The sequence below is a fragment of the Bradyrhizobium ingae genome, assembly GCF_055791185.1.
Genome location: NZ_JBVUBB010000008.1, coordinates 180,846 through 207,618 on the forward strand (window position 1 = coordinate 180,846; position 26,773 = coordinate 207,618).

21 protein-coding genes are annotated in these 26,773 nt (G+C 64.6%); 15 read left to right on the top strand and 6 right to left on the bottom strand.

Features of this window, described 5'->3' with window-relative positions; translation table 11 throughout:
• Positions 1-109: 109 nt before the first annotated feature.
• From ACV1FX_RS15160 to ACV1FX_RS15185, 6 genes are all read left to right on the top strand, one after another.
• Positions 110-835 carry an N-acyl amino acid synthase FeeM domain-containing protein gene (locus ACV1FX_RS15160; protein WP_473118356.1) on the top strand — a complete coding sequence of 242 codons (726 nt, stop codon included), beginning with the start codon at positions 110-112 and terminating at the stop codon, positions 833-835.
• 297 nt (positions 836-1,132) lie between these two features.
• Positions 1,133-1,624, top strand: a complete 492-nt coding sequence (gene pal / locus ACV1FX_RS15165; protein ID WP_473118357.1) for a peptidoglycan-associated lipoprotein Pal — start codon at positions 1,133-1,135, stop codon at positions 1,622-1,624.
• Between the two features lie 224 nt (positions 1,625-1,848).
• Positions 1,849-2,868, top strand: a complete 1,020-nt coding sequence (gene ybgF / locus ACV1FX_RS15170; RefSeq protein ID WP_473118358.1) for a tol-pal system protein YbgF — start codon at positions 1,849-1,851, stop codon at positions 2,866-2,868.
• A gap of 75 nt (positions 2,869-2,943) precedes the next feature.
• Positions 2,944-4,014: a tRNA lysidine(34) synthetase TilS gene (gene tilS, locus ACV1FX_RS15175; protein WP_473118359.1), complete on the top strand. Its 1,071-nt coding sequence runs from the start codon at positions 2,944-2,946 to the stop codon at positions 4,012-4,014.
• Between the two features lie 242 nt (positions 4,015-4,256).
• Positions 4,257-6,179: an ATP-dependent zinc metalloprotease FtsH gene (gene ftsH, locus ACV1FX_RS15180; RefSeq protein ID WP_284268825.1), complete on the top strand. Its 1,923-nt coding sequence runs from the start codon at positions 4,257-4,259 to the stop codon at positions 6,177-6,179.
• A 284-nt stretch (positions 6,180-6,463) separates the two neighbouring features.
• The gene (locus tag ACV1FX_RS15185; RefSeq protein WP_473118360.1) at positions 6,464-7,669 is read left to right on the top strand and encodes an ABC transporter substrate-binding protein; all 1,206 of its coding nucleotides are present in this window, start codon (positions 6,464-6,466) and stop codon (positions 7,667-7,669) included.
• A 15-nt stretch (positions 7,670-7,684) separates the two neighbouring features.
• Here the strand turns inward: ACV1FX_RS15185 and ACV1FX_RS15190 are convergent, their stop codons facing one another.
• Positions 7,685-9,187 (bottom strand): hypothetical protein, encoded by a 1,503-nt coding sequence (locus ACV1FX_RS15190; protein ID WP_473118361.1) that lies wholly within the window; start codon positions 9,185-9,187, stop codon positions 7,685-7,687.
• A 438-nt stretch (positions 9,188-9,625) separates the two neighbouring features.
• Between ACV1FX_RS15190 and ACV1FX_RS15195 the strand changes: the two genes are divergently transcribed.
• The 3 genes from ACV1FX_RS15195 to ACV1FX_RS15205 all read left to right on the top strand — a co-directional run bounded on the left by ACV1FX_RS15195 (position 9,626) and on the right by ACV1FX_RS15205 (position 11,939).
• On the top strand, positions 9,626-9,790 hold the full coding sequence (locus tag ACV1FX_RS15195) for a Flp family type IVb pilin (RefSeq protein WP_027521915.1): 165 nt from the start codon (positions 9,626-9,628) through the stop codon (positions 9,788-9,790).
• A gap of 92 nt (positions 9,791-9,882) precedes the next feature.
• Positions 9,883-11,145 carry a glycosyltransferase family 87 protein gene (locus ACV1FX_RS15200; protein ID WP_473118362.1) on the top strand — a complete coding sequence of 421 codons (1,263 nt, stop codon included), beginning with the start codon at positions 9,883-9,885 and terminating at the stop codon, positions 11,143-11,145.
• 116 nt (positions 11,146-11,261) lie between these two features.
• Positions 11,262-11,939 (top strand): TetR family transcriptional regulator, encoded by a 678-nt coding sequence (locus ACV1FX_RS15205; RefSeq protein WP_473118363.1) that lies wholly within the window; start codon positions 11,262-11,264, stop codon positions 11,937-11,939.
• 108 nt (positions 11,940-12,047) lie between these two features.
• Here ACV1FX_RS15205 and pyk read toward each other — a convergent pair whose 3' ends face one another.
• A complete protein-coding gene (gene pyk, locus ACV1FX_RS15210; protein ID WP_473118364.1) occupies positions 12,048-13,484 on the bottom strand; it encodes a pyruvate kinase in 1,437 nt (478 codons plus the stop codon).
• Positions 13,481-14,083, bottom strand: a complete 603-nt coding sequence (locus ACV1FX_RS15215) for a DUF1036 domain-containing protein (protein ID WP_473118365.1) — start codon at positions 14,081-14,083, stop codon at positions 13,481-13,483. The genes pyk and ACV1FX_RS15215 overlap by 4 nt, the downstream gene beginning before the upstream one ends.
• Before the next feature lie 165 nt (positions 14,084-14,248).
• Here ACV1FX_RS15215 and ACV1FX_RS15220 point away from each other — a divergent pair, with 165 nt between their 5' ends.
• The 5 genes from ACV1FX_RS15220 to ACV1FX_RS15240 all read left to right on the top strand — a co-directional run bounded on the left by ACV1FX_RS15220 (position 14,249) and on the right by ACV1FX_RS15240 (position 18,258).
• Positions 14,249-14,551, top strand: coding sequence for a DUF1244 domain-containing protein (locus tag ACV1FX_RS15220; RefSeq protein ID WP_473118366.1), 303 nt, complete (start codon positions 14,249-14,251; stop codon positions 14,549-14,551).
• Positions 14,552-14,746: 195 nt separating this feature from the next.
• Entirely contained in the window at positions 14,747-15,019 is a 273-nt protein-coding gene (locus tag ACV1FX_RS15225) for a DUF2312 domain-containing protein (RefSeq protein ID WP_027521921.1), read from the top strand.
• 85 nt (positions 15,020-15,104) lie between these two features.
• Positions 15,105-16,871, top strand: a complete 1,767-nt coding sequence (locus ACV1FX_RS15230) for an adenylate/guanylate cyclase domain-containing protein (protein ID WP_473118367.1) — start codon at positions 15,105-15,107, stop codon at positions 16,869-16,871.
• Positions 16,872-16,978: 107 nt separating this feature from the next.
• Positions 16,979-17,839 carry an AraC family transcriptional regulator gene (locus ACV1FX_RS15235; RefSeq protein ID WP_473118368.1) on the top strand — a complete coding sequence of 287 codons (861 nt, stop codon included), beginning with the start codon at positions 16,979-16,981 and terminating at the stop codon, positions 17,837-17,839.
• Entirely contained in the window at positions 17,836-18,258 is a 423-nt protein-coding gene (locus ACV1FX_RS15240; protein ID WP_473118369.1) for a DUF1801 domain-containing protein, read from the top strand. Before ACV1FX_RS15235 ends, ACV1FX_RS15240 begins: the two co-directional genes overlap by 4 nt.
• Positions 18,259-18,319: 61 nt before the next feature.
• Here the strand turns inward: ACV1FX_RS15240 and ACV1FX_RS15245 are convergent, their stop codons facing one another.
• From ACV1FX_RS15245 to ACV1FX_RS15255, 3 genes are all read right to left on the bottom strand, one after another.
• The gene (locus ACV1FX_RS15245) at positions 18,320-19,957 is read right to left on the bottom strand and encodes a peptidoglycan L,D-endopeptidase MepK (RefSeq protein ID WP_473118370.1); all 1,638 of its coding nucleotides are present in this window, start codon (positions 19,955-19,957) and stop codon (positions 18,320-18,322) included.
• 335 nt (positions 19,958-20,292) lie between these two features.
• Positions 20,293-22,536 (bottom strand): L,D-transpeptidase family protein, encoded by a 2,244-nt coding sequence (locus tag ACV1FX_RS15250; protein WP_473118371.1) that lies wholly within the window; start codon positions 22,534-22,536, stop codon positions 20,293-20,295.
• 345 nt (positions 22,537-22,881) lie between these two features.
• A complete protein-coding gene (locus ACV1FX_RS15255) occupies positions 22,882-24,384 on the bottom strand; it encodes a sigma-54-dependent transcriptional regulator (protein ID WP_473118372.1) in 1,503 nt (500 codons plus the stop codon).
• Positions 24,385-24,508: 124 nt separating this feature from the next.
• On the opposite strand from ACV1FX_RS15255, the gene ACV1FX_RS15260 reads away from it, so the two are divergent.
• Positions 24,509-26,449 (top strand): M3 family oligoendopeptidase, encoded by a 1,941-nt coding sequence (locus ACV1FX_RS15260; RefSeq protein ID WP_473118373.1) that lies wholly within the window; start codon positions 24,509-24,511, stop codon positions 26,447-26,449.
• Positions 26,450-26,773: the final 324 nt, after the last annotated feature.

Below are 26,773 nucleotides of genomic sequence, written 5' to 3' on the forward strand. Positions count from 1 at the left end.
CCCTAATTAATCGATTGCTTTGCGTCGCGGTTAAGAAGGTGTTAATGAATTGTCACGCGCGCTGAAGTTGTTTTTACGCGTCGTGGTGGGTGGTGTGTAAGGAGTTCGGATGCAGTCCTCAGCCCGATCGGTCATTTCGGCTGTTGGACCGGGAGCAGATCTCCTGACCGAGGTCGATTACCGCCTCGCCGAAACCCACGAAGAGAAGGAGGAGATCTACAACCTCCGCTACCGCGCATATCTGCGGGAAGGGGCCGTCAAGGAAAGTCCGGACGGCCGGGTCACCGACCGGTATGACGATTTGCCCAACGCGTGGACCTTCGGTGTTTATCTCCAGGGCGAACTCTGTAGCTCCGTGCGCATCAGCGTGCTGAACGCGGAATGGCGCGAGTCCACCTCGACTGACGTATTTCCCGACATCCTGCTTCCCCGACTTGACCGCGGCGAGGTCATGATCGATCCGACGCGTTTTGTTGCTGACCCCGACAAGGCAAAGCGCGTTCCGGAACTGCCCTATCTGACGCTGCGCATCGCTTACATGGCCTGCGAGCATTTCAAAGCCGATCTCGGCCTCGCCATCGTGCGTGCCGAGCATCAAGCTTTCTATCGGCGGGTCTTCCTGCATGCGACCATCGCCGAGCCCCGGCTGGTTCCCGGCCTCACGAAGCCGTTCGGACTCATGGCGGCGGATTTCCCGAGCTTCCGGAAACGAGTCTTCGAACGCTATCCGGTGATGCGTTCGACCGCCTTCGAGCGGCGGATGCTGTTTGGCCGCCGCGGCGAGCGCCAGGTCGCGCAAAGACGGGTGCTGGTGGCGGACGCAGCCCACGCCTGATTCGCGGCAGGCTGCTGACCACCGCGCCGCTCGGCCGGCGTTTGCCGTTCATCTTAGGTTGGCGGCCTTCGGTTGGCAGCCCAAATTTCCGGCAAAACAGGCATTGCACCGGCCAACGCGTATTGCCTTCACCGTCGCGCCACATTTACAACCCATTAACCATCGCGGTTGCTTTTCGCCGATCGGGGGCATTTGACCGGCCGTGGCAACGTCCCATCAAGGTTGACGGAACGTTCGCTTAACCAACCCCCTGTAGACCGGACAGCAGTGGACTAACGTGAGCGCGGAGGCTCCGGAATGAGACATCCTATGCGTATCCTCCAGGGATTGAAGCTGGTCGCGGTGCTCGCCGTCGCGCTGTCGATGGGCGCCTGCGCCAACAAGAACCTGAGCGGTATGGACGCCAATGCGAACGCGGCGACGCCGGGCAGCCAGCAGGACTTCGTCGTCAACGTGGGCGACCGTGTCTTCTTCGAGAGCGACCAGACCGATCTGACGCCGCAGGCGATCGTCACGCTGGAGAAGCAGGCGCAGTGGCTCCAGAGCTACCCACGCTATACCTTCACCATCGAAGGTCACGCGGATGAACGCGGAACCCGCGAATACAACATCGCGCTCGGCGCGCGCCGTGCCCAGTCGGTCCGCTCGTTCCTGGCTTCGCGCGGCATCGACCCGAACCGCATGCGCACCATCTCTTACGGCAAGGAGCGCCCGGTCGCCGTCTGTAACGACATCTCCTGCTGGTCGCAGAACCGTCGTGCCGTCACAGTGCTGAACGCAAGTTCCTGACGACGCGCCGTTCCGCCAAGGAACCTTGATCCAAGGAAATTTGATCAGGGAAACCTGAACAGGAAAACCTGGTTTGCCGGCGCCCCCTGGGCGCCGGTTTTGTTTATGGACCGGGTCATAGAAAGCCCTTGGTACCAGTCACATTTTTGGCGTACTCCGTCTCTCAATGTCTCGCGCGGCGAGTTGTCCGCCGTGCGCCACGTCGCTTTCGTCGTCAGGGCAAGATGTCATCCAGATTCCAGGCTTTTAACGGCACCGTGGCGATCGCCGCGCTGCTTTCGCTGTGCTCGCCGGTCTTCGCGCAGTCGGACGATGCGGACCCGGAGATGCGGATCGAGCGGCTTGAGAACCAGCTGCGCCAGCTCACCGGCCAGAACGAAGAGCTGCAATACCGCAACCGCCAGCTCGAGGAACGCCTCCGACAGCTCGAGGGCGGCGCGCAAGGAGCCCCCGGGCAGGCGCCGGTGCAGCAACCCAATGTCGCGGCAGCGCCGCCGACGCCGGGCTATCGGCAACAGCAGCAGCCGGTGCAGCAGCCAGCCTATGAGCCGCAGATCGCGGCGCCCGCGCCGATCGTGCAGGATCAGCCCGCGACGGGAGCGCCCGGCTCCCGCCGCCGTGGCGATGCGTTCGATCCGAACCAAAATCCCAATGCCCCCGGTGCGCCGCGCGCGCTCGGCGGCGGTCAGCAGCCGATGGCGGCGGGATCACCGGTCGGCGCACCCGGCGGCCGCGGCGCCGGCGAGCCGCTCGATCTTGCCAACACCGGCGGCCGCTATCCGCAGGCGGCAGCTCCGTCCACGCAGCCCGGTTATCCGGCGCCGGCCGCAGGCGGCGGTCTGGCGACCCAGCCGCCATCGCAATCGCCGCGCGACGAATTCGATCTCGGCATCGGCTACATGCAGCGCAAGGACTATGCTCTGGCCGAGCAGACGATGAAGAACTTTACCCAGAAATATCCAAGCGATCCCTTGCTCGGCGACGCCCAGTACTGGCTCGGCGAAAGCTACTTCCAGCGTCAGCAATATCGTGATGCCGCAGAGGCCTTCCTCGCCGTCACCACGAAGTATGACAAGTCCGCAAAGGCGCCGGACTCCCTGCTGCGGCTCGGCCAGTCGCTGGCCGCGCTGAAGGAGAAGGAAGCCGCCTGCGCTGCTTTCGGCGAGGTCGGCCGCAAATTCCCGCGCGCCTCCGCCGGCGTCAAAGCTGCCGTCGATCGCGAGCAGAAGCGGGTGAAGTGCTAGCCGCTCTATTTCGTTGAGCGCTGACAATCCGGATGACGCTGCGCTAAATTGGCGCGCCATCCTGCGGGCAGCGTCATGTCAGACGACGACAATTCTCCGATCTCGGCGCGCGAGGCGAAGCTGCTTTTCGCCGACTTGAGGCGCGCGCCGGCGCTCGTGCTCGCTGTTTCAGGCGGGCCGGATTCCGTTGCGCTGATGTGGCTTGCCGCGCGCTGGCGCAAGAGCCTCACCCGCGGCCCGCAGCTCATCGCTGTCACCGTCGATCATGGCCTCCGGCCGGAAGCGGCGCGCGAGGCGCGCGACGTCAAGCAACTGGCGCGTTCGCTCGATCTGCCGCATCGGACGATGCGCTGGACCGGCGCCAAGCCCAAGACCGGGCTGCCGGCCGCCGCGCGTGACGCGCGCTATCGCCTGCTGATGCGGGCCGCGCGCGCGACCGGAGCAACCCATGTGCTCACCGCGCATACCCGCGACGACCAGGCCGAGACGTTGCTGATGCGATTGTTGCGCGGCAGCGGCATCGCCGGTCTGTCCGCGATGGCGCCCGTCACGGAACGGGATGGGATTGCGCTGACGCGTCCGCTACTCGACGTGCCGAAGGCGCAGCTGATCGCAACCTTGAAGCGTGCCAATATCGCGTTCGCGGACGATCCGACCAACCACGACACCGCCTTCACGCGTCCGCGGCTGCGGGCGCTTTTGCCGCAGCTTGCCGCCGAAGGCGGCAGCGCACGCAACCTGGCGCGGCTCGCGGCGCGGCTCGCCCGCGCCAATGCCGCCGTCGACATATTGGCCGACGGCGCCCAGCGCTTTCTCGCGCTGAGGGATCGCGATCGCCCGCTGCCCGATGCACCCGCGCGGAGCTTCGAAGTCTCGGCCTTCGCCACACTTCCCGAGGAGGTGCGGTTGCGGCTCCTGATGCGCGCGATCGACGCAGTCGGGCACGAGGGGCCGGCGGAATTGGGCAAGGTCGAGGCCCTCTTGGCGGTCCTCGACCGCAGCATCGCCGAGGGCACGGGCCGACGCGCGGCCGGAACCAGTCGGCCTCAGGTCAAGCAGACGCTTGCGGGGGCCCTCATCAGCCTGTCCCGGGGGCGCATCCTGATCGCGCCGGCCCCGGCGCGGCGCGTCAGGGCCGGATCATGACACCGGCCCGCTCGGCGCTTGCCCTCAGGACACCTTAACCAGCCCGGAAAAACCCAGCCTGGCCCGCCATTATTTCCGCGGGAATCGGGCTAAGATGGGATAAATAGTCCCATCTCGTTCCCTTGGCAGCGAGCGGGGCGGCACCTAAATTGTATGCGTCTAACCGAGAGGATTCCTTGGGGATTTTCTCTAGCTTGCCCAAGGAATAGGGCCGCGATCCGCGCGACCACGAAGGAAGATCGATGAACGCCAATCTGCGCAATTTCGCCCTCTGGGTCATTATTGTCTTGCTGCTATTGGCGTTGTTCACGCTCTTCCAGAATCCCGGCCAGCGCGCCTCCTCCCAGGACATCGCCTTCTCGCAGCTCCTGAGCGAGGTCGATCGGGGCAATGTGCGCGACGTCGTGATCCAGGGGCCGGAGATTCACGGGACCTTCACCAACGGCTCGAGCTTCCAGACCTATGCGCCCAACGATCCGACGCTGGTGAAGCGCCTCTATGACAGCAAGGTCCAGATCACCGCGAAGCCGCCCGGCGACAACGTGCCGTGGTTCGTCTCGCTGCTGGTCTCCTGGCTGCCGTTCATCGCGCTGATCGGCGTGTGGATCTTCCTGTCGCGGCAGATGCAGGGCGGCGCCGGCAAGGCGATGGGCTTCGGCAAGTCGCGCGCCAAGATGCTGACCGAAGCGCATGGCCGCGTCACCTTCGAGGACGTCGCCGGCGTCGACGAGGCCAAGCAGGACCTGCAGGAGATCGTCGAATTCCTGCGCGACCCCGGCAAATTCCAGCGGCTTGGCGGCCGCATTCCGCGCGGCGTGCTGCTGGTCGGCCCGCCCGGCACCGGCAAGACCCTGATCGCGCGTGCGGTCGCGGGCGAAGCCAACGTGCCGTTCTTCACCATTTCCGGCTCCGACTTCGTCGAAATGTTCGTCGGTGTCGGTGCGAGCCGCGTCCGCGACATGTTCGAGCAGGCGAAGAAGAACGCGCCCTGCATCATCTTCATCGACGAAATCGACGCCGTCGGTCGTCACCGTGGCGCCGGTCTCGGCGGCGGCAATGACGAGCGCGAGCAGACGCTGAACCAGTTGCTAGTCGAGATGGACGGCTTCGAGGCGAACGAGGGCGTGATCCTGATCGCCGCGACCAACCGTCCCGACGTTCTCGATCCTGCACTGCTGCGTCCCGGCCGCTTCGACCGCCAGGTCGTGGTGCCCAATCCGGATGTCGTCGGCCGCGAGCAGATTTTGAAGGTTCACGTCCGCAAGGTGCCGCTGGCCCCCGATATCAATCTCAAGACCATCGCGCGCGGCACCCCGGGCTTCTCCGGCGCCGACCTGATGAACCTCGTCAACGAAGCCGCATTGACTGCCGCCCGCCGCAACAAGCGCATGGTGACGCAGGCCGAGTTCGAGGAAGCCAAGGACAAGGTGATGATGGGCGCCGAGCGCAAGTCGCTCGTCATGACCGAGGAAGAGAAGTTGCTGACGGCCTATCACGAGGGTGGTCACGCCATCGTCGGCCTCAACGTTCCGGCGACCGATCCGATCCACAAGGCGACCATCATTCCGCGCGGCCGCGCGCTCGGCATGGTCATGCAGCTGCCCGAGCGCGACAAGCTGTCGATGTCGCTGGAGCAGATGACTTCGCGCCTCGCCATCATGATGGGCGGCCGCGTTGCCGAAGAGCTGATCTTCGGCCGCGAGAAGGTGACCTCGGGTGCCGCCTCCGACATCGAGCAGGCCACGCGGCTTGCCCGCATGATGGTGACGCGCTGGGGCCTGTCGGAAGAGCTCGGCACGGTCTCCTATGGCGAGAACCAGGACGAGGTGTTCCTGGGCATGTCGGTGTCGCGGACGCAGAACGCGTCTGAAGCAACGGTCCAGAAGATCGACTCCGAGATCAAGCGCCTCGTCGAGGAGGGCTACAAGGAGGCGACCCGCATTCTCACCGAGAAGCATGCCGACCTTGAGACGCTGGCCAAGGGCCTGCTCGAGTTCGAGACGCTGACGGGAGATGAGATCGTCGATCTCCTCAAGGGCAAGAAGCCCAACCGCGAGTCCGTGCTCGAGCCGAGCACGCCGCGCGCTTCGGCGGTGCCGCCGGCCGGCAAGTCGCGCCCGCGGCCCGATCCGGATCCCGGCCTGGAGCCGCAGCCGCAGGCGTAACCGCAAGCGGTACATCGAATTGAAAAACGCGGCGGCAACGCCGCGTTTTTTTGTTGGCGCTGGTGATTTGCGGGCGGGCACTCCGCCCCTGTCATCGCGATCCAAGCTCGTGATCCCCCCAAGGAGCGGGGCAAACTCGCGAAGCAGCCTCGGCAACGAGGTCTGAGGCCAATCTGGCTGTGGCTGGTTCCCCTCGCGCCATCGTGGCATCTTGCTTCCGGCCGGAGAACGGCATAGCCGTGCGCTCGGTACGTGCAGCACAAAAGACCAAGGGGGGAAGGTCGATGCGTTTGGCGACGGCATTGGGCGCGTTCGGCGCCGTTTGTTTCCTGATATTGCCCGCGGCCTCCATCGCCGCAGAGATGCGCGGCGTCACCGCCACGGAGATCAAGATCGGCCAGACCATGCCCTATAGCGGGCCGGTCTCGGCGTTCGGTGCGCTCGGCAAGGGCGAGGTCGGCTATTTCAAGATGCTGAACGCGAAGGGCGGCATCAATGGCCGCAAGGTCAATCTGATATCGCTCGACGATTCCTACGCACCACCGAAGACGGTGGAGCAGACTCGGCGCCTGGTCGAGAGCGACGAGGTCGCGCTGATCTTTTCCTCGATCGGCACCGCGCACAACACGGCCATCGCCAAGTATCTCCAGAGCAAGAACATCCCCCAGCTCTTCCTGGCTTCCGGCGCTTCGAAATTCGCCGATATCGCGCACTATCCGCAGGCGACGATGGGTGTGCAGGCGCCCTTCCGCTACGAGGCGCGGCTCTACGCGCGCTATGCGCTGGCGAAGAACCCCAACGCGAAATTCGCGGTGATCTCGCAGAACGACGATTACGGCCGTGACTATCTTGCCGGACTGAAGGACGTGCTCGGCGAGAAGTACGACGCCGTCGTCACCAACGCGACATACGAGCCGCAGGACCCGACCATCGATTCCCAGATCGTGAAGCTGAAGGCGTCGGGCGCCGACGTCTTCGTGATCGCGGCGACGCCGAAATTCGCGGCGCAAGCGATCCGAAAGTCCTTTGAGATCGGCTGGCGGCCGATGACGTTCCTCTCAAATGTTGCGGTCTGGGTGTCGACGGTGATGGAGCCGGCGGGGCTCGAGGCCGGTGTCGGCATTCTCTCCACGGCCTATGTGAAGGACCCCGACGATCCCGCATGGAAGGACGACGCGGGCGTGAAGGGCTGGCGGGAATTCATGACAAAGTATGTGCCCGAAGCCGACCAGCACGACACCAACTATGTCAATTCCTACAACAGCGCGATGGCCCTGGAGGCGGTTCTGAAGGCTTGCGGTGATGATCTGTCGACCGAGAACATCCTGAAGCAGGCGTTCTCGATCCACGATCTCGAGCTGCCGATGCTGCTACCCGGCATCAAGATCAACACTGGCTCGACCGATCACGTGCCGGTCGACCAGATGCAGTTCATGCGCTTCAACGGCAAGGGCTGGGAGCGTTTTGGCGAATTGCAGTCGGGAAACTGAAGAGCGCCTTGCCGCTCACTTCGATGTCGCGGGCGAAGGTGCTGCAGCCGCACCTTGCCCGTCGTCCCGCACATGGATCACCGCGATGTCGTCGGCGTAGATCCGTTTCCAGCCCTTGAGATGATCGAGGATCTGCGGGCCAGGCGCATCGGCGACCAGCAGTGTCGCGTCGATCTTGTACTCGTCGAGCAGGCGCGGAAGCAGGTCGGGCTTCTTGCCCTCCGTCGCCTTGAAGAAATCCATGACGAATTTCTCGCCATAGAGCTCGGCGCGGCCGTCGACGAAGACCGGGACGTCGCGCGAGATCAGGTAACCGCCGAACTGGTAGGCGTTGAAGACCCGCTGCGCCTTGCGCTGCTCGAGCAGGTCGACCGCGGCGACGGGTGTCTGGAACATCGTGAACGCGAAGCGGTGATGTCCCATATAGATCGCAGTCGAGGTCCAGCTGGCTGCCAGGATCATCAGCGCGCCAGTTACGGTGACGTAGCGGGCGGGCCAGATTTCGCCATTGCCCGAGGCCGGTACGGGGCGCGGCGACAATTGGCCGAGCGGCTTTGCCAGCACCAGCGGGACCAGGAACGCAAATGCCTCGATGCTCCTGACATGCGTCAGCGCGCTCCAGGTCAGGAACAGGATCAGGAAAATCCGCGGCGCCGAGAGTACGAGGCCGCGATAGAAGCCGATGGCGATGAGGCCGAGCAGGGCGCCTTCAAACGCCGAGAACGAGGCGAAATTCGCCGGCATCCACTCGAAGATCACCGTCAGCAGTTCGCCGAGGTTGAGGATGTTGGTCGCGCCCCATAGCGTCCTCCAGCCGTAAGGCGTGGCGCAGCTTGCGATCAGCGCGGCGATGCCGAACAGCACCCAGCGCAGGAATAGCTGAATCCGTCGTCCTTTCTCGGCATGCTCGACCGCCTCGAGCGCGATCGGACCGATCAGCGCCAGACCCAGAACGAAGCCGCCATGCAGGTTCGCCCACAGCGCCATCAATGGCAGCCAGAGCCATGACGGCGCGCTCTTGCGATCGGCGGCCGCCATCAGCGCGCCGGCCCACAGCACCATGACGGGCAGCGCCAGGATGTGCGGACGCGCCAGAAGGTGATGCAGCGACAAGAGCAGCGCCAGCATCGCAAACAGCACCGAGCGCGGAAGCTCGAGATGGGCGTCGAGCAGGTAGACGAAGATTGCGACAGTGAGCGCGAGCGCTGCCGCCGTGAGGATCACCGGTCCCGCCCAGCCCCATTGCGCATAGGAGCTCGCGAACAGCACTTGCGACAGCCATGAGGTGGAGATCCAGGGCTGGCCTGTCCGCGTGAAGGAGTAGATGTCCGTATAGGGCAGCGCGCGATGATCGAGGATCCATTGTCCGATCTTGATCTGCCAGAACGAGTCGGAATCCTGGAGCAGCGTATCGCCGATGAAGAGGAAGCAGAGATAGGCGCCCGCGCCGACGCAGAGCGGCACCAGGATTCGCGCGCGGCTCTGCATCGCCATGCCGTAGGTAAAGGAGAGGGACATTCCGCCTCGTCGTTCTGCCGGACGTTGATCCTGCCGGCTTCCAAAGCATGATCCGGACCCGGAGGGCCGCGTTAGCGCAAAGTGTGAAGCGGTTTTCCCTCGCGACAAACGCGGAACGCGTTGCGCGGAGATCATGCTCAAACAAGAACCCAAAGCGCGATGGCGATTCATCGCGCTTTAGCGGCGGCATTGGACCATGATGGTCATAACTTCGAGTAAACCGGCCCAGATAGAACCGGTATGTTTCCGGACGATTTAACCGATTGTTTTCAATTTCGATTTACCATCGCGGAATACACGCAAACCCATGCATGTTTCCGCGGCCGAATTAACTGCGGTGCAATTCTTTGTCGCTACGGTCGGTTCCATGGTCGCGCGGCGCTGGGAAGCCGGTCAGACCAGACTCGTTGTAGCCTTGTGTACACTTTGGAGCAGTCTATGAAGAACCTCGTTGCGCGCTTCGTGAAGGATGAATCCGGCGCCACCGCTATTGAATACGGCCTGATCGCCGCAGGCATCGCGCTGGCCATCATCACCGTGGTCAATAACCTCGGCACCTCGCTGAACTCCAAGTTCGGCTCGATCTCGTCCAGCCTGAAGTAAGTCAGGACGATCGACGTGAATTCGAAGAGCCCCGGGATTCCGGGGCTCTTTCATTTCAGCCGCCGCGTGCGATTTCTCGAGGGGAATGCAGCATGGCCGAACTCGCCTTGAGCCCGCCCTCAGATTTGCGGCCAGGCTCGGTGCCGCCTGTGCTGTTCAACGTCTGCCTCGTGCTGCTCGTCCTGACGCTGCTGCATTTCCCGCTCGCTTATATCGCGCACTCCTGGATCTATGACGCGAACGGGCTCGGTAATCCCACCGATTTCGTGAACGTGTGGGCCGCCGGCAGGCTGGCGCTCGACGGCCATCCCGTGCAGGCGTGGGACTGGCAGGTGCAGAAGCAGGTCGAGGTCGCCGTGCTCGGTCAGGATTTCGCCGGCTATTTCGCCTGGCATTATCCGCCGCCATTCCTGTTCGTCGCCGCCTTCCTCGCTCAATTTCCCTATGCCGTGGCCTTTATGGGCTGGGCCTTCGCCAGCATGCTGCCCTATGTTGCGCTGATGCGTGCGATCGTCGGGCGCAGCTTCGGTGTCATGCTTGCGGTCGCGTTTCCGGCGACCTTCGACAATCTCGCGATCGGGCAGAACGGCTTTCTGACCGCCGGCCTGATCGGCAGTGCGCTGTACCTGTTGCCGCGTCATCAGGTGCTTGCCGGAATCTGTCTGGGCCTTCTCACCTACAAGCCACAATATGGACTCTTGTTTCCGCTCGTGCTCGTCGCGAGCGGAGAATGGAAAGTCTTCGTCTCGGCGGCCATCACCGCCGTGTCCGTTGCATTGGCGTCGATGCTTGTGTTTGGCGTCGAGAGCTGGGTTGCGTTCTTCCATTGGATGCCGATGATCTCGAAGGCCGTTCTCTCGGAGGGCTCGCAATCCTGGCTGAGGCTCCAGAGCGTGTTCGCGATGGTGCGATGTCTTGGTGGCAGCGAGACGCTCGGTTGGACGTTGCAGGTGGTGGTGGCCAGCGCTGTCGCGATCGGGCTCGTGTTGATGTGGCGCAGCAAGGTGCCGTATGCGCTGAAGGCGGCCGCGCTTGCGACCGGCACGCTGCTCTGCTCGCCCTACACGTACATGTATGATTTCGCGGTGCTGGCCATTCCCGTCGCCTGGCTCGTGCGCAGCGGATGCGATAGCGGCTTCCGTGCTTACGAGCCTTATGCGCTCGGCCTCGTGCTTGCGCTGCTTGCGAGTTTTCCGTTTCTGAGAATCCCCGTCGGGCTTGCGGCGACGCTGATCGTGGCCGCATTGATCGTTGCTCGTGCGCTCGCCGATTGGCGTGAGCTGCCGACGTCCCGGCCGGACCTTGCCTCGTCCCCCGCCTCGCCTTGCACTGGCGGATCAGCCTCGCACATTTGAGGTCTTGTCATTCGCTCTGAATAGTTGTTCAGTTCTTGCGGGCGATTTGCAGCGAAAACAGTGAAGAAGCGTTCGGCCGAAATGCACGGCCAGGCGCGTGGGACAGGAAGCGCGCCATGGTTTACCGGCGGACCCATCAAGTGGTGAAACGCCTAGCCGCTCGGCGCAGCGCCATTCTGGCGGCGGCGCGGGAGGCGGCAGCGGAAGGCGGCATGGTCGCGGTGCAGATCGCCCCGGTGGCGGTCAGGGCCAACGTCGCGGCTGGAACGGTCTACCGCTACTTTCCCTCCAAAGCTGACCTGATCTCCGAGTTGATCGGCGAAGTGTCGCGTGACGAGCTCGCCGCAATCCGCCGGGCGGCCGATGCGGCGCCCGGTCCGTCCTCGGCGCTGGCGGCCGCCGTCACCACGGTTGCGGTGCACACGCTCTCCCAGCGCAAGCTGGCCTGGGGCATTCTGGCCGAGCCGGTCGATGTCGATGTCAGCGCCTCCAGGCTTGCGAGCCGGCGCGAGATCGCGGGCGAAATAGCCTCCCGGATCGAGGCCGCCGTGCGTGCCGGCCATCTGCCGGCGCAGGACACCGCGCTTGCCGCAACGGCGCTGCTCGGCGCGCTGCACGAGGCCCTGGTCGGGCCGCTCGCGCCCGACAATCTGGAGGATCCGGTCAAGCTGCGCGACGCCGTGCAGACGGTCACGCTACTGGCGCTGCGTGCGGTCGGCGTCATGGATGCCCGCGCCAGGGGTCTCGTGGTGCAGCAGACGGTGTTGCCGGCGAAGGCGCTGGTGGGGGCGTAAGTTGGAGCTGTCCCGGGACGCGCGCAAACGCGAACCCGGAATCTCGCGCCGCAATCTCCAGATTCCAGGTTCACCCGTGCCCTGCGCGTGCGCCCCGGAATGAAGGGATCACATATTCGCGTCGCCCTCGGGGCCGACGGAGGCGATGCGGACCATGTTGGTGGTGCCGGGGATGCCGAGCGGCACGCCGGCGACGATGATCACGCGCTGACCGGCGCGGACAAAGCCATCGCGGAATGCGATCTGGCCGGCGCGGTTGACCATGTCGTCCTGGTCGCGCGCGTCTTCCGCCACCACGCAATGCACGCCCCAGACCACCGCGAGCTTGCGTCCCGTCGTCATGTTCGGCGTGATCGCCACGATCGGCGCCTTTGGACGTTCGCGCGCCACGCGGATCGCGGTCGAGCCGGAGCTGGTCCAGCAGATCAGCGCCGGCAGGTCGAGCGTATCGGCCATCACGCGCGCGGCGTCCGCGATCGCGTCGCCCACTGTCGCTTCCGGGTCCGGCCGCTGGGCCATGATCACGGAGCGATAGGTCGGGTCGCGTTCGACCTCCTCGCCGATGCGGTTCATGGTCGAGACCGCCTCGACCGGAAACTTGCCGGCGGCCGATTCGGCCGACAGCATGATGGCGTCGGCGCCCTCATAGACGGCAGTCGCGACGTCGGAGACTTCGGCGCGGGTCGGCACCGGCGACTGGATCATCGATTCCAGCATCTGGGTGGCGATCACCACCGGCTTGCCGGCGCGGCGGGCCATCCGCGTCATCTGCTTCTGGAGGCTCGGCACGCGCTCCAGCGGCAACTCGACGCCGAGATCGCCGCGCGCCACCATCAGCGCGTCGGAAGCCTCGATGATGTCGGCGAGGCGGTCGATCGCCTGCGGCTTCTCGATCTTGGCCATCACGGCGGCGCGGCCACGGATCATCTTCTTGGCTTCAAGCACGTCGTCGGCGCGCTGCACGAAGGACAGCGCGATCCAGTCGATGCCGGTGGTCGCCGCTGCCTCGAGGTCGGCGCGGTCCTTCTGGGTCATCGCCGAGACCGGCAGGTCGGTATCCGGCAGGCTGACGCCCTTGCGGTCCGACATCTTGCCGCCGACCACGACACGCGTCACCGCATGCTCTTTCGAAGTCTGCTCCGCGATCAGCCGCACCTTGCCGTCGTCGAGCAAGAGCGCGTGGCCGGGCCGTAGCGCGGCCAGGATCTCCGGATGCGGAAGGTAGACGCGGGTACTGTCACCCGGCGCCTTGTCGGAATCCAGCGTGAAGGTCTGGCCGTTCTGGAGTTGCACGGCTCCTTCGGCGAACGAGCCGAGCCGGAGCTTCGGCCCCTGCAGGTCGACCAGGATGCCGATCGGCCGCCCGTAGCTGGACTCGACGTTGCGGATCGTCGCCACCAGCTCCCGCATCTTGTCATGCGGGGTGTGGCTCATATTGATGCGAAAGATGTCGGCGCCGGCCTCGAAGAGGCGGCGGATTGTCGCGAGGTCCGAAGAGGCAGGTCCTAGGGTCGCGAGAATCTTGATACGGCGAAGTCGCCTCATGGCTTATTTCCAGGCGGGGGCGGGGGTGCAGGCGCAAGGCCAGGCGAGCCCGGGGGCGTAGCACCCGGCGGGCTATTGGGCAAACCCGGAACGCCGCCGCCCGGCCCAACCGGGCCCGGCAGGCCAGGTACCCGTTGCTGCGAGGGTTGTTCGTTGGCATCGGTCAGTTGCACTGTCCAGGCGCGCTGCTCGCCGGTGTCGACCTCGAAATAGCCGGTCCGGTCGTAACCGCGGGCGAGGCAGTCCTCGGTGCCGCGAATGGTGAATTCCTTGTCCCGCGAGCACATGAAGGCTTGGCCCGACCATTCGCCGCCGCGGTCGTAGTCGATCGCATAGATGTAGTAATAGCGGGCCACCAGCGTGCCCCGCAGCAATGTCTCGCAGGACCGGGAGGAGATGTTCCACCAGCCCTCCGTGGTCCAGCCTTCGGCGTCCTTGTAGCCGAGCGCGATCCCGACCCGGCTCGAAGTGTTGTTGCAGAGGCGGAAGTCGGCCGAGGCGGGGCTGGTCGACAGGCACAGCATGGCAATCGCCAGCGCCGGGGCGAGGCGCATGAGCCAGGTGGAGAGGCGTTGGAAGGCGGGAGATTCGGCGATCATAGTCGCGGGAAGCTATATCAGATCATTGACGATTTGGCGTAGAGCGCGGGAACTGCCTAAGGACCGTCCAGGGGACCCCGTTTGCACCGGGATATGGCAAAATCTGTGACAAAAGCCTAACTACCTAGTCCCGTAACGGTCAGTCCGGACAGTGAGGTCATCGTCATGGCAATCGACGACAAAACCAGAACAGAGCTCGAGGCGGCAGCCTTTCGGCGGCTGGTCGAGCATTTGAAGGCGCGGACCGACGTCCAGAACATCGATCTGATGAATCTTGCGGGCTTCTGCCGCAATTGCCTGTCCAACTGGCTCAAGGACGCCGCTGATGCCAAAGGCGTGCCTCTGAGCAAGGACGAGAGCCGCGAGGCGGTCTATGGCATGCCTTATGAGACCTGGAAGGCGAAGTACCAGGGCAGGGCCACGCCCGAGCAGCTCGAGGCCATGAAGAAAGTCCATCCCGGGCATTGAGTCCCGCCTCAAGAGGCTGAGTCGGTTCGCGGCACAACCGGTTTTTGGCCGCCGCGACACGAAGATGTGGGTGCGCTGTGGACGAGCGCGATGCTGCCTTGACGTAACGGCTGCCAAACCTAAGGGTCAAACCAGCACGCGCGGTGCAAGGACGCCGGCGTTACCTCACCCTGCCAGTTCCATCAGGAGTACGAGATGGCCATTGCCACCGCCGTCGACGAAGAAGCGCCCGCCACGAAGTTCGCCAAAGATCAGCTCCGCTCCATCATCGAGCGTATCGAGCGGCTGGAGGAAGAGAAAAAGGCGATCTCCGACGACATCCGCGACGTCTATGCCGAGAGCAAGGGCAATGGCTACGACGTGAAGGCGCTGCGCACCATCGTGCGCCTGCGCAAGCAGGATCCCAACGAGCGCGCCGAGGCCGAAACGATCCTCGAGACCTACATGCAGGCGCTGGGAATGCTCTGAGGGCCACCTGGCCTTTCAATTGCAGCGCACCAAACCTAGGCAAAATCCGCTTCTCTGCTAAGCTGCTCGGTGAAGGGACCGAGCAATGGATGCGCCTGGACCAGAGCGCCGGCTCGCTGCGGTCCTCGCCGCTGACATGGTCGGCTTTAGTCGGCTCATGGAGGCCGACGAGGCCGGAACGCTTGCGCGCCTCAAGACCCACCGGATCGAGCTCATCGATCCGGTCATCAGCCGCAATCGCGGACGTATCATCAAGACCACGGGCGACGGCCTGCTCGTCGAATTCCACAGCGTCGTCGATGCCGTGCTGTGCGCGGCCGAGGTTCAGCGCCGCATGGGTCGGCGTAATGCCGACGTTGCGCCCGGACGGTGGATACAGTTTCGCATCGGCATCAATCTGGGCGACGTGATCGTCGACCAGAACGACATTTTCGGCGACGGCGTCAACGTCGCGGCCCGGCTGGAGGCGCTGGCCGAGCCCGGCGGCATCTGCATCTCGAGCGCGGTCCGCGACCAGCTCGGCCAGCGTCTTGATGGCGTCGATTTCGACGATCTGGGCGAGCAGAACGTCAAGAACATCGCGCGACCGATCCGCGTCTTCCGCGTCCGGCTGAGCGAGGAGATGGCCGGCGCGCTGGACGGGACGACCGAGGCAGCGCCTGTGCCGGGCGTTTCGAAGAAGCCTTCGATCGCCGTGCTGCCCTTCGCCAACATGAGCGGCGATCCGGAGCAGGAGTTTTTCGCCGACGGCCTGACCGAAGACATCATCACCGAGCTCTCGCGCTTCCACGATCTGCTGGTCATCTCCCGAAACTCGGCCTTCGTGTACAAGGGCAAGGCGGTGAAAGTGCAGGAGGTCGCCCGCGAATTCGGCGTCGACTATGTCGTCGAAGGGAGCGTGCGAAAGGCGGGAGGGCGGGTGCGCGTCACCGTGCAGCTGATCGACGCCGAGACCGACCGGCACATCTGGGCCGATCGCTATGACCGCGAGCTCGAGGACATCTTCGCGATCCAGGACGAGATGACCCGCGCGATCGCCTCGACGCTGCCCGGCCGCGTCGAGGCGGCGAGCCATGATCGCGCGAAACGCAAGCCGACCGACAATATGGCGGCCTACGAATGCGTGCTTGCGGCAAAGATCCTGCACCACCGTTCGAACCGCGACGACAACGCGCAGGCGCAGTCTCTGCTCGACCGGGCGCTTTCGCTCGATGCGAACTACGCCCATGCGCATGCCTGGAAGGCATGCGTCCTCGGCCAGACCTGGGTTTACGGCTGGTGCGCGGATCGCGACCTGACCTTCCAGCACGTGTCTTCCGAGCTGGAGACCGCGCTGGCGCTCGACGACAATGACAGCGACGTACACCGCATCCTCGCCGCGCTCAACCTGAACCGCGACGATCATGACAGGGCCGCCTACCATCAGGAGCGGGCGCTCGCGCTGAATCCGAACTATGATCTCGTGGTGGTGCAGCAGGGCGAGTTGCTGACCTGGCTCGGCCGGCCGGAGGAAGGCATCGACTGGATCAAGAAGGCGATGCGGCTCAACCCCTATCACCCCGAACGCTTCTGGAGCCATCTCGGGCGTGCCTATTACTGTGCCGAGAAATACGCCGAAGCCGCCGAAGCCTTTTCACGGATCACGCGGCCCGACCATACTCATCATGCCTTCCTCGCCGCGATCTTCGCGCAGATGGGCAACGCGGTTGCGGCCGGCGCCCACGCGGCCGAGGTTATCAAGCGCGAGCCGGCATTTTCGGTCGCCAATCATGTCGTCACCCAGCATTATAAGCGCGACGTCGACCGCCAGCGCTACGAGACCGGCCTTCGCGGGGCCGGCCTGCCGGCCTGATTGCCGGACTACCGGCGCGCTGCCGAAGCAGCCGCTACCCGCAAATCCGCAAGATTTGTCGGAATGCTCCGTGCGATACTGTCGTAAGCAGATCGAGATCGGGGTCGATGAATAGACCGCAAACGCAAGCAAGCTACGAGGCGCGCCTGGCCCGTGTCGTCGACCACATCTATGCGCATCTGGACGATGACATTCGCCTCGACGACCTCGCCGAGATCGCGTGCATCTCGCGCTATCACTGGCATCGCATCCACGCGGCGATGCGCGGCGAGACGATCGCTGCAACGATGCGTCGCCTGCGCCTGCTTCGGTCTGCGGACCGTCTCGCCAATTCGAGCGAGCCGATCAAGGCGATAGCGGAACGGGCCGGGTATGGTGCCGTTGACGCCTTTGCGCGCGCGTTCAGAGGCGCCTATGGCATGACGCCGGCCGACTACCGCGCCAATGGCAGCCATGCGGCGTTCAAGGCCGCGACGGGTGAGCAGGACGCCGCAGGGTTTCCCGTCGACATCGTGGCGTTGCCGCCGACGCGCTGTGCGGCCGCGTCACATGTTGGATCCTACATGCAGATCGACAAGGCGATGACACGCCTGTTCTCGGAGCTGGGATCTCGGCTGTTGCTGAGGCCCGGCCAGGAGATGCGGGCGGTTTTCCTTGATGATCCCGATCTCGTCGCCGTCGATCAATTACGCTCGAAGGCGTGTACGCCGGTTGCGGATGACGTGATTGTTCCGTCCTCTCTGGAAACCACGACCTTGCGTGGTGGCGTCTACGCGCGCCTCTCCTATAGGGGTCCGTACGCCGACATGAAGGACGCCTATCGCTGGCTGCTCGGCGTTTGGTTGCCGTCATCAGGCCGTGAGAGCGACGATGCTCCGATCTTCGAGACCTATCGCAACAATCCGATGGAGGTAGCGCCCGGCGATCTCCTCACCGAGATCCATCTGCCACTGAGCGATCGGCCATGATGGTGCCCCCACTGCCGCGCGAAGTGAGCCGCGCCTTCGAGCCTTTTCCACGGCCGATCCGCCGGCGTCTTCTCGACGTGCGCGAGCTCATCTTCGCGACCGCCAGGGCGCACGACGACGTCGGCGCGCTGACCGAAACGTTGAAATGGGGCGAGCCGGCTTATCTCACCGAACATTCTGGAAGCGGCAGCACCATACGGCTCGGCCGCGTGAAAGAGTCCGATGATCACGCTGCGGTCCTGTTCAACTGCAAGACGACGCTGATCGAAGCGTTTCGCGAGCGCTTTCCGGATCAGTTCGAATATCGCCAGAACCGGGCGTTGCTGTTGCCTGTTTCGGGCACGCTAGCGAAGCAGCCGCTCGCGGTTTGCCTGTCGCTGGCGCTCACCTATCACCGCGACCGCCGCGGCCGGAGATGACTCCGCCGTCGTCCTGGCTTTCGTCAGGACGACATCGAGATTGCGGAGAGCAGGAAAGTGGTCAGCGCAGCGAAGCCGTGCGGACCACGAAGGACGTGGTCTCCAGCTTGAAGGTCGCCGAGCCCGAGAAGCTGTCGCAGGACATGCCCTGCATCGGATCGTCCGTGAAGCCCATCGCGACGACGGCCTGCGGCTTGACGAAATAGGCACGCATCGCGGCCATGTCGATATCGCCCATCAGCGTCACCGACATCGAGCGGCTGGCGCTCGGTGACAGCATCACGATCTTGAGCCACATGCTCTCGCCCTTGGCAGCGGAGAGCCGTGTCGAGGTCGCGATCATGCCCTGTGCGCCCTTTGCCACGACGGTGTTGATCTCGGTTGCCTGGGCGAGGCTGCGGGTCGCAGCAAGCGGACGGGCCGTGCGCGGGATCGGCGCGGAGGCGGCGACGACGTTGGCGCGGTCGACCGGCGAGGCGGCGGCCGGCGCGTAGGCCAACGCCTGATAGGCCGAGGAAGAAACACTTGCGGTCGCCTGCGGATCGGTCGCCGAGGCCAGTGCCTGGCGTGCCCTGAGCGCTGCGATCTGGGCCGGCGTCGCCTGCTGCGGAGCCGCCGGCGCATCCCAGAAGCCGCGGGCGTTGATGATGTCGGCGGGCGTCTGCGGCTTCGCGTCAGCAGATTTGGCCTCAGCCGATCGGTCGGCGGCGGGAGCCGGCTTCGGCTTGGGCGGCTGCACGGCCTGCATGTCGGCTGCAGCGAGCTGAATCGCGGCTGCAATCTGCGGCTTGGCGCGCGGCGTCGGCACCGGATCGGCGGCCTTCTCAGCGCTCTTGGCTGGCGCTGCTGCCGCAACCACGACCGGTGCTGCCGGCTTGGCGCTGACGGCCGGAGCGCCCTCGTCATCCTCGTCGCTCGCGGGGGCCGACTTGCCCCTGAACAGCGCCGCCAGGAAGCTCGGCTTGCCGATCGTCGCGGCCTCATCGCCATTGCCGCGCCGCTCGATGTCGGCCTTGGCGAGCTCATAGCCCTTCAGCGGCGTGCCATCGGTCGGCAGGTGCACGGTGCGGCCGTCCGGGAAGACGCGGACGAGCTGGTCATGCGTCATGCGCGGCCAGTGCCGGATGCTGCCGGTGTCCAGATGCACGAAAGGCGAGCCGGAGGTCGGGTAGAAGCCGACACCGCCGCGTTGCAGCCGCAGCCCCGCGAAGCGGATCTGCTCCAGCTGCACCCCCGGAATGTAGAAGTCCATCGCATGGCCCAGCATGTGCTGGCTGAAGCGCGCCACGCCCGAGGAGCGGCGGCGGAGCATGGCGTTGGTGGCGGGGGAGCGGTAGGAGGAGACGATCTGGATCGGCTGCTTGCCGTCGACGTCGCGATAGACTTCCCAGAGGATATCGAAGAGGTGACGGTCCATGACCGTCTCGTCCTGGGTGCGCCAGTCGCGCAGATAATGATTGAGCTGCTTCAGCGCGGCCTCGTCATAGCGCCCGTCGCGCTTGAAGGTGACGGTGAGGTCTTCGCCGGAATGGGTGTGGTGGAAGGAGAGGGTGCGGGTCTCGTTCAGCGCGGTCGCATCGTGAACGGAGCCGGCGCCGGCAAGCAACAGCAGTGAGGTCAGGCCGATCCGGGATCCGGCCCTGACGCCCGCATGGGACAATGACACCGCAAAGAATTGGCGTGCGAAACCAGCCAGCACGAATGAGCCCACCCAGTCGACGAGCGTTCAATGGACTCTCCCGCCAACCCCGCTAGCGCGCGAAAGAGGATGAACGCTTTCTTAAAGCGAGAAGGTTAATTCGAGGTTTACCTTCCCGCCCCCAACCCAACGAGATCCCAAGAGGATCCCAAAGTCGAAAACCCAAGTCGAAACCCAAGTCAGGGTACAGACCTAACCGGTCGAGTGTGGCGAAATAACGCCCCTCGCGGCGGATCCGGTGGAGAATGGTTAACGTTAAACGATCCCGTCGCGTGACGGGATCGTTGATTTCGCTCAGGAATTTATTCTCAGGCGGCGCGCGCCCGCTGAAGGGATCAGCGGGTGAAGACGCGCTGCTGGCGCCGGCCGACCGGAGCCGGTGGCGGCGTCGGCGCGCCGAACAGCCGCTCGAAGAACGACGGTCCGGATGAGGAGAAGCCGCCGCCGTTGTTGGCCACCGCCACGCCGGAGGGCAGGGTGGTGGCGGGACGCGAATAGCTCGGCTGGGCATGGGCGACGACGTTCTCGAGGTCCTTGCCGCGGCTGTTCTTCAGGATGTTGATCATGGTCGCGTCGCGGCCATAGACGTCCCTGCGGAATTGCAGCTTGCCGCCGTCGTCCACGAACGCGGTCTGGTAGGTGATGTTGACCGGAATCGGAGTCGGGAATTTCAGGTCGATCTCGCTCGAGCCGTACATGCCTCGGATCCGCTCCGGCGTGTAGTGCTCGTTCGGCATGGTGATGTTGAGCAGCACCGAGGCGTACTGATCCGGGTTCTGAACCCGCATGCAGCCGTGGCTGAAGGCGCGCTCTTCCTTGGCGAACAGGTACTTGTCAGGCGTGTCGTGCTGATAGACCAGGAACTTGTTCGGGAAGTTGAAGCGGACGCGGCCGAGCGCGTTGGCTTCACCCGGCGGCTGCGAGATGTGCACGGAGCCGTCGCGGTTCTGCTCGAGTCGCAGGCCCATGCGCTGGAGCACGGTCGGGTCCTGCTGCAGCGCCGGCAGATATTCGTTGTAGACGATCGACGGCGGCACGTTCCAGGTCGGGTTGACCGTGATGTACTTCATCGTCTCGCTGAGCAGCGGGGTGGCATGCGTGCCCGGCTTGCCCGTCACCACGCGCGTGGTCCAGACCTGCTGGCCGCGCTGCATCACCTTCAGCGTGTAGTCGGGAATGTTGAGGATGACATAGGCATCGCCGAGCGCCGGCACGCCGAGATCGCGCGGCAGCCAGCGCCAGCGCTCCATGTTCACGAGCACGGTGTCGATCTGCTTGTCGCGCTTCGGGCTGTTCAGCGCCCTCACGGTCGGCGCATCGAGGACACCGGTCGCCTTCATGTCGGCGCCGTCCTGGAATTTCCGTACGGCTTCCGCAACGGTCGCGTCATAGTGGTCGTCGTTGGCGTTCTCGGTGATGCCGAGCTTGGCGCGGAGCTGCGGTACGCGCGGATCCTGCACTACGACTTCCGCCTGCTTCTTGCCGCGCGCCGGCGTGTACTTCAGTGCCGGGCCGTCGGTGATCTCGATCACCGGACCATCGCCCTGGCCGCGGAGCTGGGCGAGCTTCGCCTTCAACTCCTTGTAGAGCTTCTGCGGCGGGTTGTAGCTGTCGAGCGCGGCGGAAGCGTCAGCCGAGGTCGTAACCTTGGCAAGGACCTCGCCCGGGTCGACCGAATGCTCGGGATAAAGGATATCGGCGCTGACCTGCGACCAGTGCATGCGGCCGCTCTGCGCCTGGCGCGCATAGTCCAGCATGCTGGCGGTGAGCTTGAGCTCGGCTTCGGCGAGCGCATCGGGCGACGTGGATGCCGCGAAATCCGGCACCGGATAGTCGGCGGCGTTGAGGCCGTCGGACGCGGCATCCTTCAGCCGCGCGATCACGCCCTTGGCCGGAGCGGTGAGGCTTCCGCCCTGCGTCCAGACCGGCGCGAAGTCGCGGGCGCCGTAAAACTTTTCGACGGCAGCGCGCTCGTTCTTGCGATCGAAATAGCGCGCGGATTTGGCACCGAGCGCGTCCTTGATCTTGTCGGCGACCGGCTGGTCGGCGGCAGGAACGTTGCTCGCGGCCTTGACCGGCTCGCTGGCCGGCTCCTTCGCGACATCCTTCGGCGGCTCCGCCGGAGCAGCAGCGGTCGCAGGCGCGGCGGGAGCGGCCGGCGCGGTCGCGGCTTCGGTCTTTGCCGGTTCAGTCTTGGCAGGCTCGGTTTTGGCGGGCTCGGTCTTCGCCGTCTCGCTCTTCGGCGCCTCGGTGGCGGGCGTCGTGGCGACGTCGGAAGGCTTGGTCTCGACCTTGTCGGGCGCCGGTGCGGCTTCCGTCTTCGCGGGCTCCTTGCTGGTCGCGTCCTTGGCGGGCTCCTGCACCGTGGCCGTGGTGTCGAGCTTGATGTCGGCGGCTGTCGGCGGCGGGACGTTGGCCGGTTCGGGGCGCGGGATCGCGGCTTCGATCGCCAGCTCCGCGGCGCTGCTGCGCGCCTGGTCCTGGGCCAGCGCCGAAGTGGCCGATACCGTGAGGAAGGTCGCCGCGACCGTCATCAGCACGCGGTCAAAGCCTGCACGGTTGTTCAAACAGTCTCGCATCGTGTCACACCCCTCGGGTGAACTGTCCCCATGAACGGACTCACGGAACAGATTCGTTATCGTCTAACAGCTTCGGCTAGTCGCGCCGGCTTCTCGGAAGTTGCACGCCTGCACGCAACGATTCTTACGCAGACGATATACAGGCCCCGTTTTTGCAGCCAGCGCTACCCGGGACAACTCACGACAAACTGACTTCAAGGAAGCCTCTTGGCAACGGATTGTGCGCTTCTGCCACGCGCTTTTCCCTTTGTCTGTCACTTCCCGGTCACGGTTCAAATCGTCCGCAATGCGAAGGACTTGCGCCCCGTTTAGGCCATAAAGAGAACGTCGTTCCGCAGGTCCCGCTCAGTGCGTCTCCTCACCGCTTTTGCCGCCATGTCCTTGGACGCCGGCCTCGTCGAGTTTGCGGTAGAGCGTGGAGCGGCCAATTTTGAGGCGGCGCGCGACCTCCGACATCTGCCCGCGGTAATGCGAGATCGCGAAGCGGATGATTTCGTTCTCCATCTCCTCCAGAGGCCGGACTTCCCCGGTGCTGGTCAGCATCGCGAGCGAGCCGGCGGCGGGCAATGGAGCAATCGGTATCTCGTTACCTGAAATCATCGCCGGGACGGTGGGCGCTGCCGACTCCAGAATCAAGGGCGCGGTCGTAACGTCGCTCATCTGATGCGGGTGACCGACGAGCAGTGGGAAATCGTCGAGACCAAGCTGATCGCCCTCGCTCATGACCACCGCGCGATAGACCGCGTTCTCGAGCTGGCGGATGTTGCCAGGCCAATCGAGCGTCGAGAGATGCGCCACCGCCTCGCCGCTGATTCCGGTGATGGCGCGGTTCTCCTCGGCGGCGAACCGCGCCAGGAAATGCCGCAGCAGATGCGGGATGTCCTCACGCCGCGCGCGCAGGCTGGGGATCGTCAGCGGCAGCACGTGCAAGCGGTAGAACAGGTCTTCGCGGAAGTGGCCCTGCTTCACACGATCCAGCAGCTTGCGGTTGGTCGCGGAGATGATGCGGACGTCGACCTTCACCGGCTTGCGGCCGCCGACGGCCTCGACCGCGCCCTCCTGGAGTGCGCGGAGCAGCTTGACCTGCGCGGTCAGCGGCAGCTCGCTGACCTCGTCCAGAAACAGCGTGCCGCCATGGGCCTCGACGAATTTGCCGGCGTGCCGCTCGGTCGCGCCGGTGAAGGCGCCCTTCTCATGACCGAACAGGATCGACTCGACGAGATTGTCGGGGATCGCGCCGCAATTGACCGCGACGAACGGCTTTGCCTTGCGTTCGCCGCTGCCATGAATGGCGCGCGCGAACATCTCCTTGCCGACGCCGGAATCGCCTTCGATCAGCACCGGAATGGAAGAATTCGCCGCCTTCTGTGCGGCGCGCATGACATGCGCCATCGCGTCGCTGCGCGTGATGATGTCGGAAAATGTCAGCCGGCCCTCGCGGCTGTGCCGGATGCGCTGCAATTCGCCCTTGAGCGCGGACGCGTTGAGCGCGTTGCGCAAGGAGACCTGGAGCCGCTCCATGCCGACCGGCTTGACCACGAAGTCGGCCGCACCTGCGCGCATGGCCGAGATCACGTTGTCGATGCCGCCATGCGCGGTCTGGACGATGACGGGTACGCTGAGGCCGGCCTCGCGGACCTTTGCCAGGACGCCCATGCCGTCGAGGCCGGGCATTACGAGATCGAGGACGACGGCGTCGACCGCCGGTGCATCGGGGGCGGTGAGGGCGGCGAGCGCGGCATCGCCGGAATCGACGATGATCGTTTCATAGCCGCATTTCTGCACCATGTTCTCGACCAGACGGCGTGCGACGGCGTCGTCATCGGCGATCAAAATACTGGCAGCCATGGTGTTCCCCGCACGCTACAACTATCTGTCTCGAATCGGGGCACTCTGGCTGAAGCCGATTAACGCACTCTTAAACCTTGCTGACCCCATCCATTGCGATCGTTGAACACAGGTTTCCCGCACAATGACTTCGCGCTCCAAGCCCGCTCTGAAAAAGCCCGCTCCTAACAAGTCCGCTCTCAACAAGTCAGCGCTCAAAAAGTCCGCTCTCAGCACGTCTGCTCTCCGCAAGCCGAACGCCGGAAAAGCCACCGCCAAGGCAAAACCCTCCGGCAAGGCTCCAAACAAGACCGGCAAGCTTCCGGAGTGGAACCTCGCCGATCTCTATTCCGGGATCACTGCGCCGGAAGTGGCGCGCGATCTCGAGAAGATGGATGCCGATTGCGTCGCGTTCGAGACCGACTACAAGGGCAAGCTCGCGACAGGGACAGCAAAGGAAGATGGCGGAAAATGGCTCGCGGAGGCCGTGCGGCGTTATGAGGCGATCGACGATCTCGCCGGCCGGCTCGGCTCCTATGCCGGGCTCGTCCACGCCGGCGACAGCGTTGATCCCAAGATTTCAAAGTTTTACGGCGACGTGTCGGAGCGGCTGACGGCCGCCTCCACCCATCTCCTGTTCTTCGCGCTCGAGCTCAACCGCATCGATGACGATATTTTGACCCGCGCGATGCAGGTTTCCGAGCTCGCGCATTATCGCCCCTGGATCGAGGACCTGCGCAAGGAGAAGCCGTATCAGCTCGACGACAAGCTCGAGCAGCTTTTCCTGGAGAAGGCGCAGACCGGCTATTCGGCGTGGAACAGGCTGTTCGACCAGACCATCTCCGGCCTGCGCTTCAAGGTCGGGCCCAAGGAGCTCGCGATCGAGCCGACGCTGAATCTCCTGCAGGACCGTGACGGCGCCAGGCGCAAGACCGCGGCGGAAGCTTTGGCAACAACCTTCAAGGCCAATGAGCGCACTTTCGCGCTGATCACCAACACGCTCGCCAAGGACAAGGACATCTCCGACCGCTGGCGCGGCTTCAAGGACGTCGCGGATTCCCGCCATCTGAACAACCGCGTCGAGCGCGAGGTGGTGGATGCACTGGTTGCCTCGGTACGCGCGGCCTATCCCCGGCTGTCGCATCGCTACTACGCGCTGAAGGCGCGCTGGTTCAAGAAGAAGCGGCTGGCCTATTGGGATCGCAACGCCCCGCTGCCCTTTGCCGCGACCGACACCATCGCCTGGCCCGATGCGAGGAACATGGTGCTGACGGCCTATCGCGGCTTCTCGCCCAAGATGGCTGATATCGCCGAGCGCTTCTTCAGTGATCGCTGGATCGACGCGCCGGTCCGTCCCGGCAAGGCGCCGGGCGCCTTCTCGCATCCAACCACGCCATCGGCGCACCCCTACGTGCTGATGAACTATCAGGGCAAGCCGCGCGACGTGATGACGCTTGCGCACGAGCTCGGCCATGGCGTGCACCAGGTGCTGGCGGCGAAGAACGGCGCGCTGATGGCGCCGACGCCGCTGACGCTGGCCGAGACCGCGAGCGTGTTCGGCGAGATGCTGACGTTCAAGCGGCTCCTTGCCCAGACCAAGAATGCAAAACAGCGCCAGGCGCTGCTCGCGGGCAAGGTCGAGGACATGATCAACACCGTGGTGCGGCAGATCGCGTTCTATTCGTTCGAGCGCGCCGTGCACACCGAGCGCAAGAACGGCGAGCTCACCGCGACGCGGCTCGGCGAGATCTGGCTTTCGGTGCAGGGCGAGAGTCTCGGTCCCGCGATCGAGATCAAGGCGGGCTACGAGAACTACTGGATGTACATCCCGCACTTCATCCATTCGCCGTTCTATGTCTACGCCTACGCCTTCGGCGACTGCCTCGTGAACTCGCTCTACGCGGTCTACGAGAACGCTGCCGAGGGCTTTGCCGAGCGCTATCTCGACATGCTCGCGGCCGGCGGCACCAAGCACTATTCCGAGCTGCTGCGGCCCTTCGGTCTCGATGCCAAGGATCCCAAGTTCTGGGACGGCGGCCTTTCCGTCATCGCCGGAATGATCGACGAGCTGGAGGCGATGGGCTGAGGCGGCCTCACCGCGTCAGCCTCCCAACGGGATTGGCGGCGTCTTACTGCTGCGACATTTTTTCGCGAGACCGCCCTGGACTCGCGGACGCAGTGCAGCAGGCAGCTCTCCCGCTGGCGAAACCGGTCCCGAACGACGTCATTGCCCTGCATTTCAGGCATCTTGCAGCCTCACGCCCTCCTTCCGCCTGCGCGTTTCCAGGCCACCTTCGAGATGGGTCTCGATATTCTGCTACGTGGGATTGAACGTTCGCGTAAGGCGCCAAGACTAACTCTGTAGATACTTGGAATACATTTTCAACTAGTGATTGTGAATCGATCGATG

What these genes read in the sequence shown, in the direction of transcription:
- ACV1FX_RS15250 (WP_473118371.1), bottom strand. Translation starts at nt 22,536, where the DNA reads ATGCGAGACTGTTTGAACAACCGTGCAGGCTTTGACCGCGTGCTGATG.
- tilS (WP_473118359.1), top strand. Translation starts at nt 2,944, where the DNA reads ATGTCAGACGACGACAATTCTCCGATCTCGGCGCGCGAGGCGAAGCTG.
- ACV1FX_RS15160 (WP_473118356.1), top strand. Translation starts at nt 110, where the DNA reads ATGCAGTCCTCAGCCCGATCGGTCATTTCGGCTGTTGGACCGGGAGCA.
- ftsH (WP_284268825.1), top strand. Translation starts at nt 4,257, where the DNA reads ATGAACGCCAATCTGCGCAATTTCGCCCTCTGGGTCATTATTGTCTTG.
- pal (WP_473118357.1), top strand. Translation starts at nt 1,133, where the DNA reads ATGAGACATCCTATGCGTATCCTCCAGGGATTGAAGCTGGTCGCGGTG.
- ACV1FX_RS15240 (WP_473118369.1), top strand. Translation starts at nt 17,836, where the DNA reads ATGATGGTGCCCCCACTGCCGCGCGAAGTGAGCCGCGCCTTCGAGCCT.
- ACV1FX_RS15255 (WP_473118372.1), bottom strand. Translation starts at nt 24,384, where the DNA reads ATGGCTGCCAGTATTTTGATCGCCGATGACGACGCCGTCGCACGCCGT.
- ACV1FX_RS15215 (WP_473118365.1), bottom strand. Translation starts at nt 14,083, where the DNA reads ATGATCGCCGAATCTCCCGCCTTCCAACGCCTCTCCACCTGGCTCATG.
- ACV1FX_RS15185 (WP_473118360.1), top strand. Translation starts at nt 6,464, where the DNA reads ATGCGTTTGGCGACGGCATTGGGCGCGTTCGGCGCCGTTTGTTTCCTG.
- ACV1FX_RS15260 (WP_473118373.1), top strand. Translation starts at nt 24,509, where the DNA reads ATGACTTCGCGCTCCAAGCCCGCTCTGAAAAAGCCCGCTCCTAACAAG.
- ACV1FX_RS15225 (WP_027521921.1), top strand. Translation starts at nt 14,747, where the DNA reads ATGGCCATTGCCACCGCCGTCGACGAAGAAGCGCCCGCCACGAAGTTC.
- ACV1FX_RS15195 (WP_027521915.1), top strand. Translation starts at nt 9,626, where the DNA reads ATGAAGAACCTCGTTGCGCGCTTCGTGAAGGATGAATCCGGCGCCACC.
- ACV1FX_RS15205 (WP_473118363.1), top strand. Translation starts at nt 11,262, where the DNA reads ATGGTTTACCGGCGGACCCATCAAGTGGTGAAACGCCTAGCCGCTCGG.
- ACV1FX_RS15190 (WP_473118361.1), bottom strand. Translation starts at nt 9,187, where the DNA reads ATGTCCCTCTCCTTTACCTACGGCATGGCGATGCAGAGCCGCGCGCGA.
- ACV1FX_RS15230 (WP_473118367.1), top strand. Translation starts at nt 15,105, where the DNA reads ATGGATGCGCCTGGACCAGAGCGCCGGCTCGCTGCGGTCCTCGCCGCT.
- pyk (WP_473118364.1), bottom strand. Translation starts at nt 13,484, where the DNA reads ATGAGGCGACTTCGCCGTATCAAGATTCTCGCGACCCTAGGACCTGCC.
- ACV1FX_RS15220 (WP_473118366.1), top strand. Translation starts at nt 14,249, where the DNA reads ATGGCAATCGACGACAAAACCAGAACAGAGCTCGAGGCGGCAGCCTTT.
- ACV1FX_RS15200 (WP_473118362.1), top strand. Translation starts at nt 9,883, where the DNA reads ATGGCCGAACTCGCCTTGAGCCCGCCCTCAGATTTGCGGCCAGGCTCG.
- ACV1FX_RS15235 (WP_473118368.1), top strand. Translation starts at nt 16,979, where the DNA reads ATGAATAGACCGCAAACGCAAGCAAGCTACGAGGCGCGCCTGGCCCGT.
- ybgF (WP_473118358.1), top strand. Translation starts at nt 1,849, where the DNA reads ATGTCATCCAGATTCCAGGCTTTTAACGGCACCGTGGCGATCGCCGCG.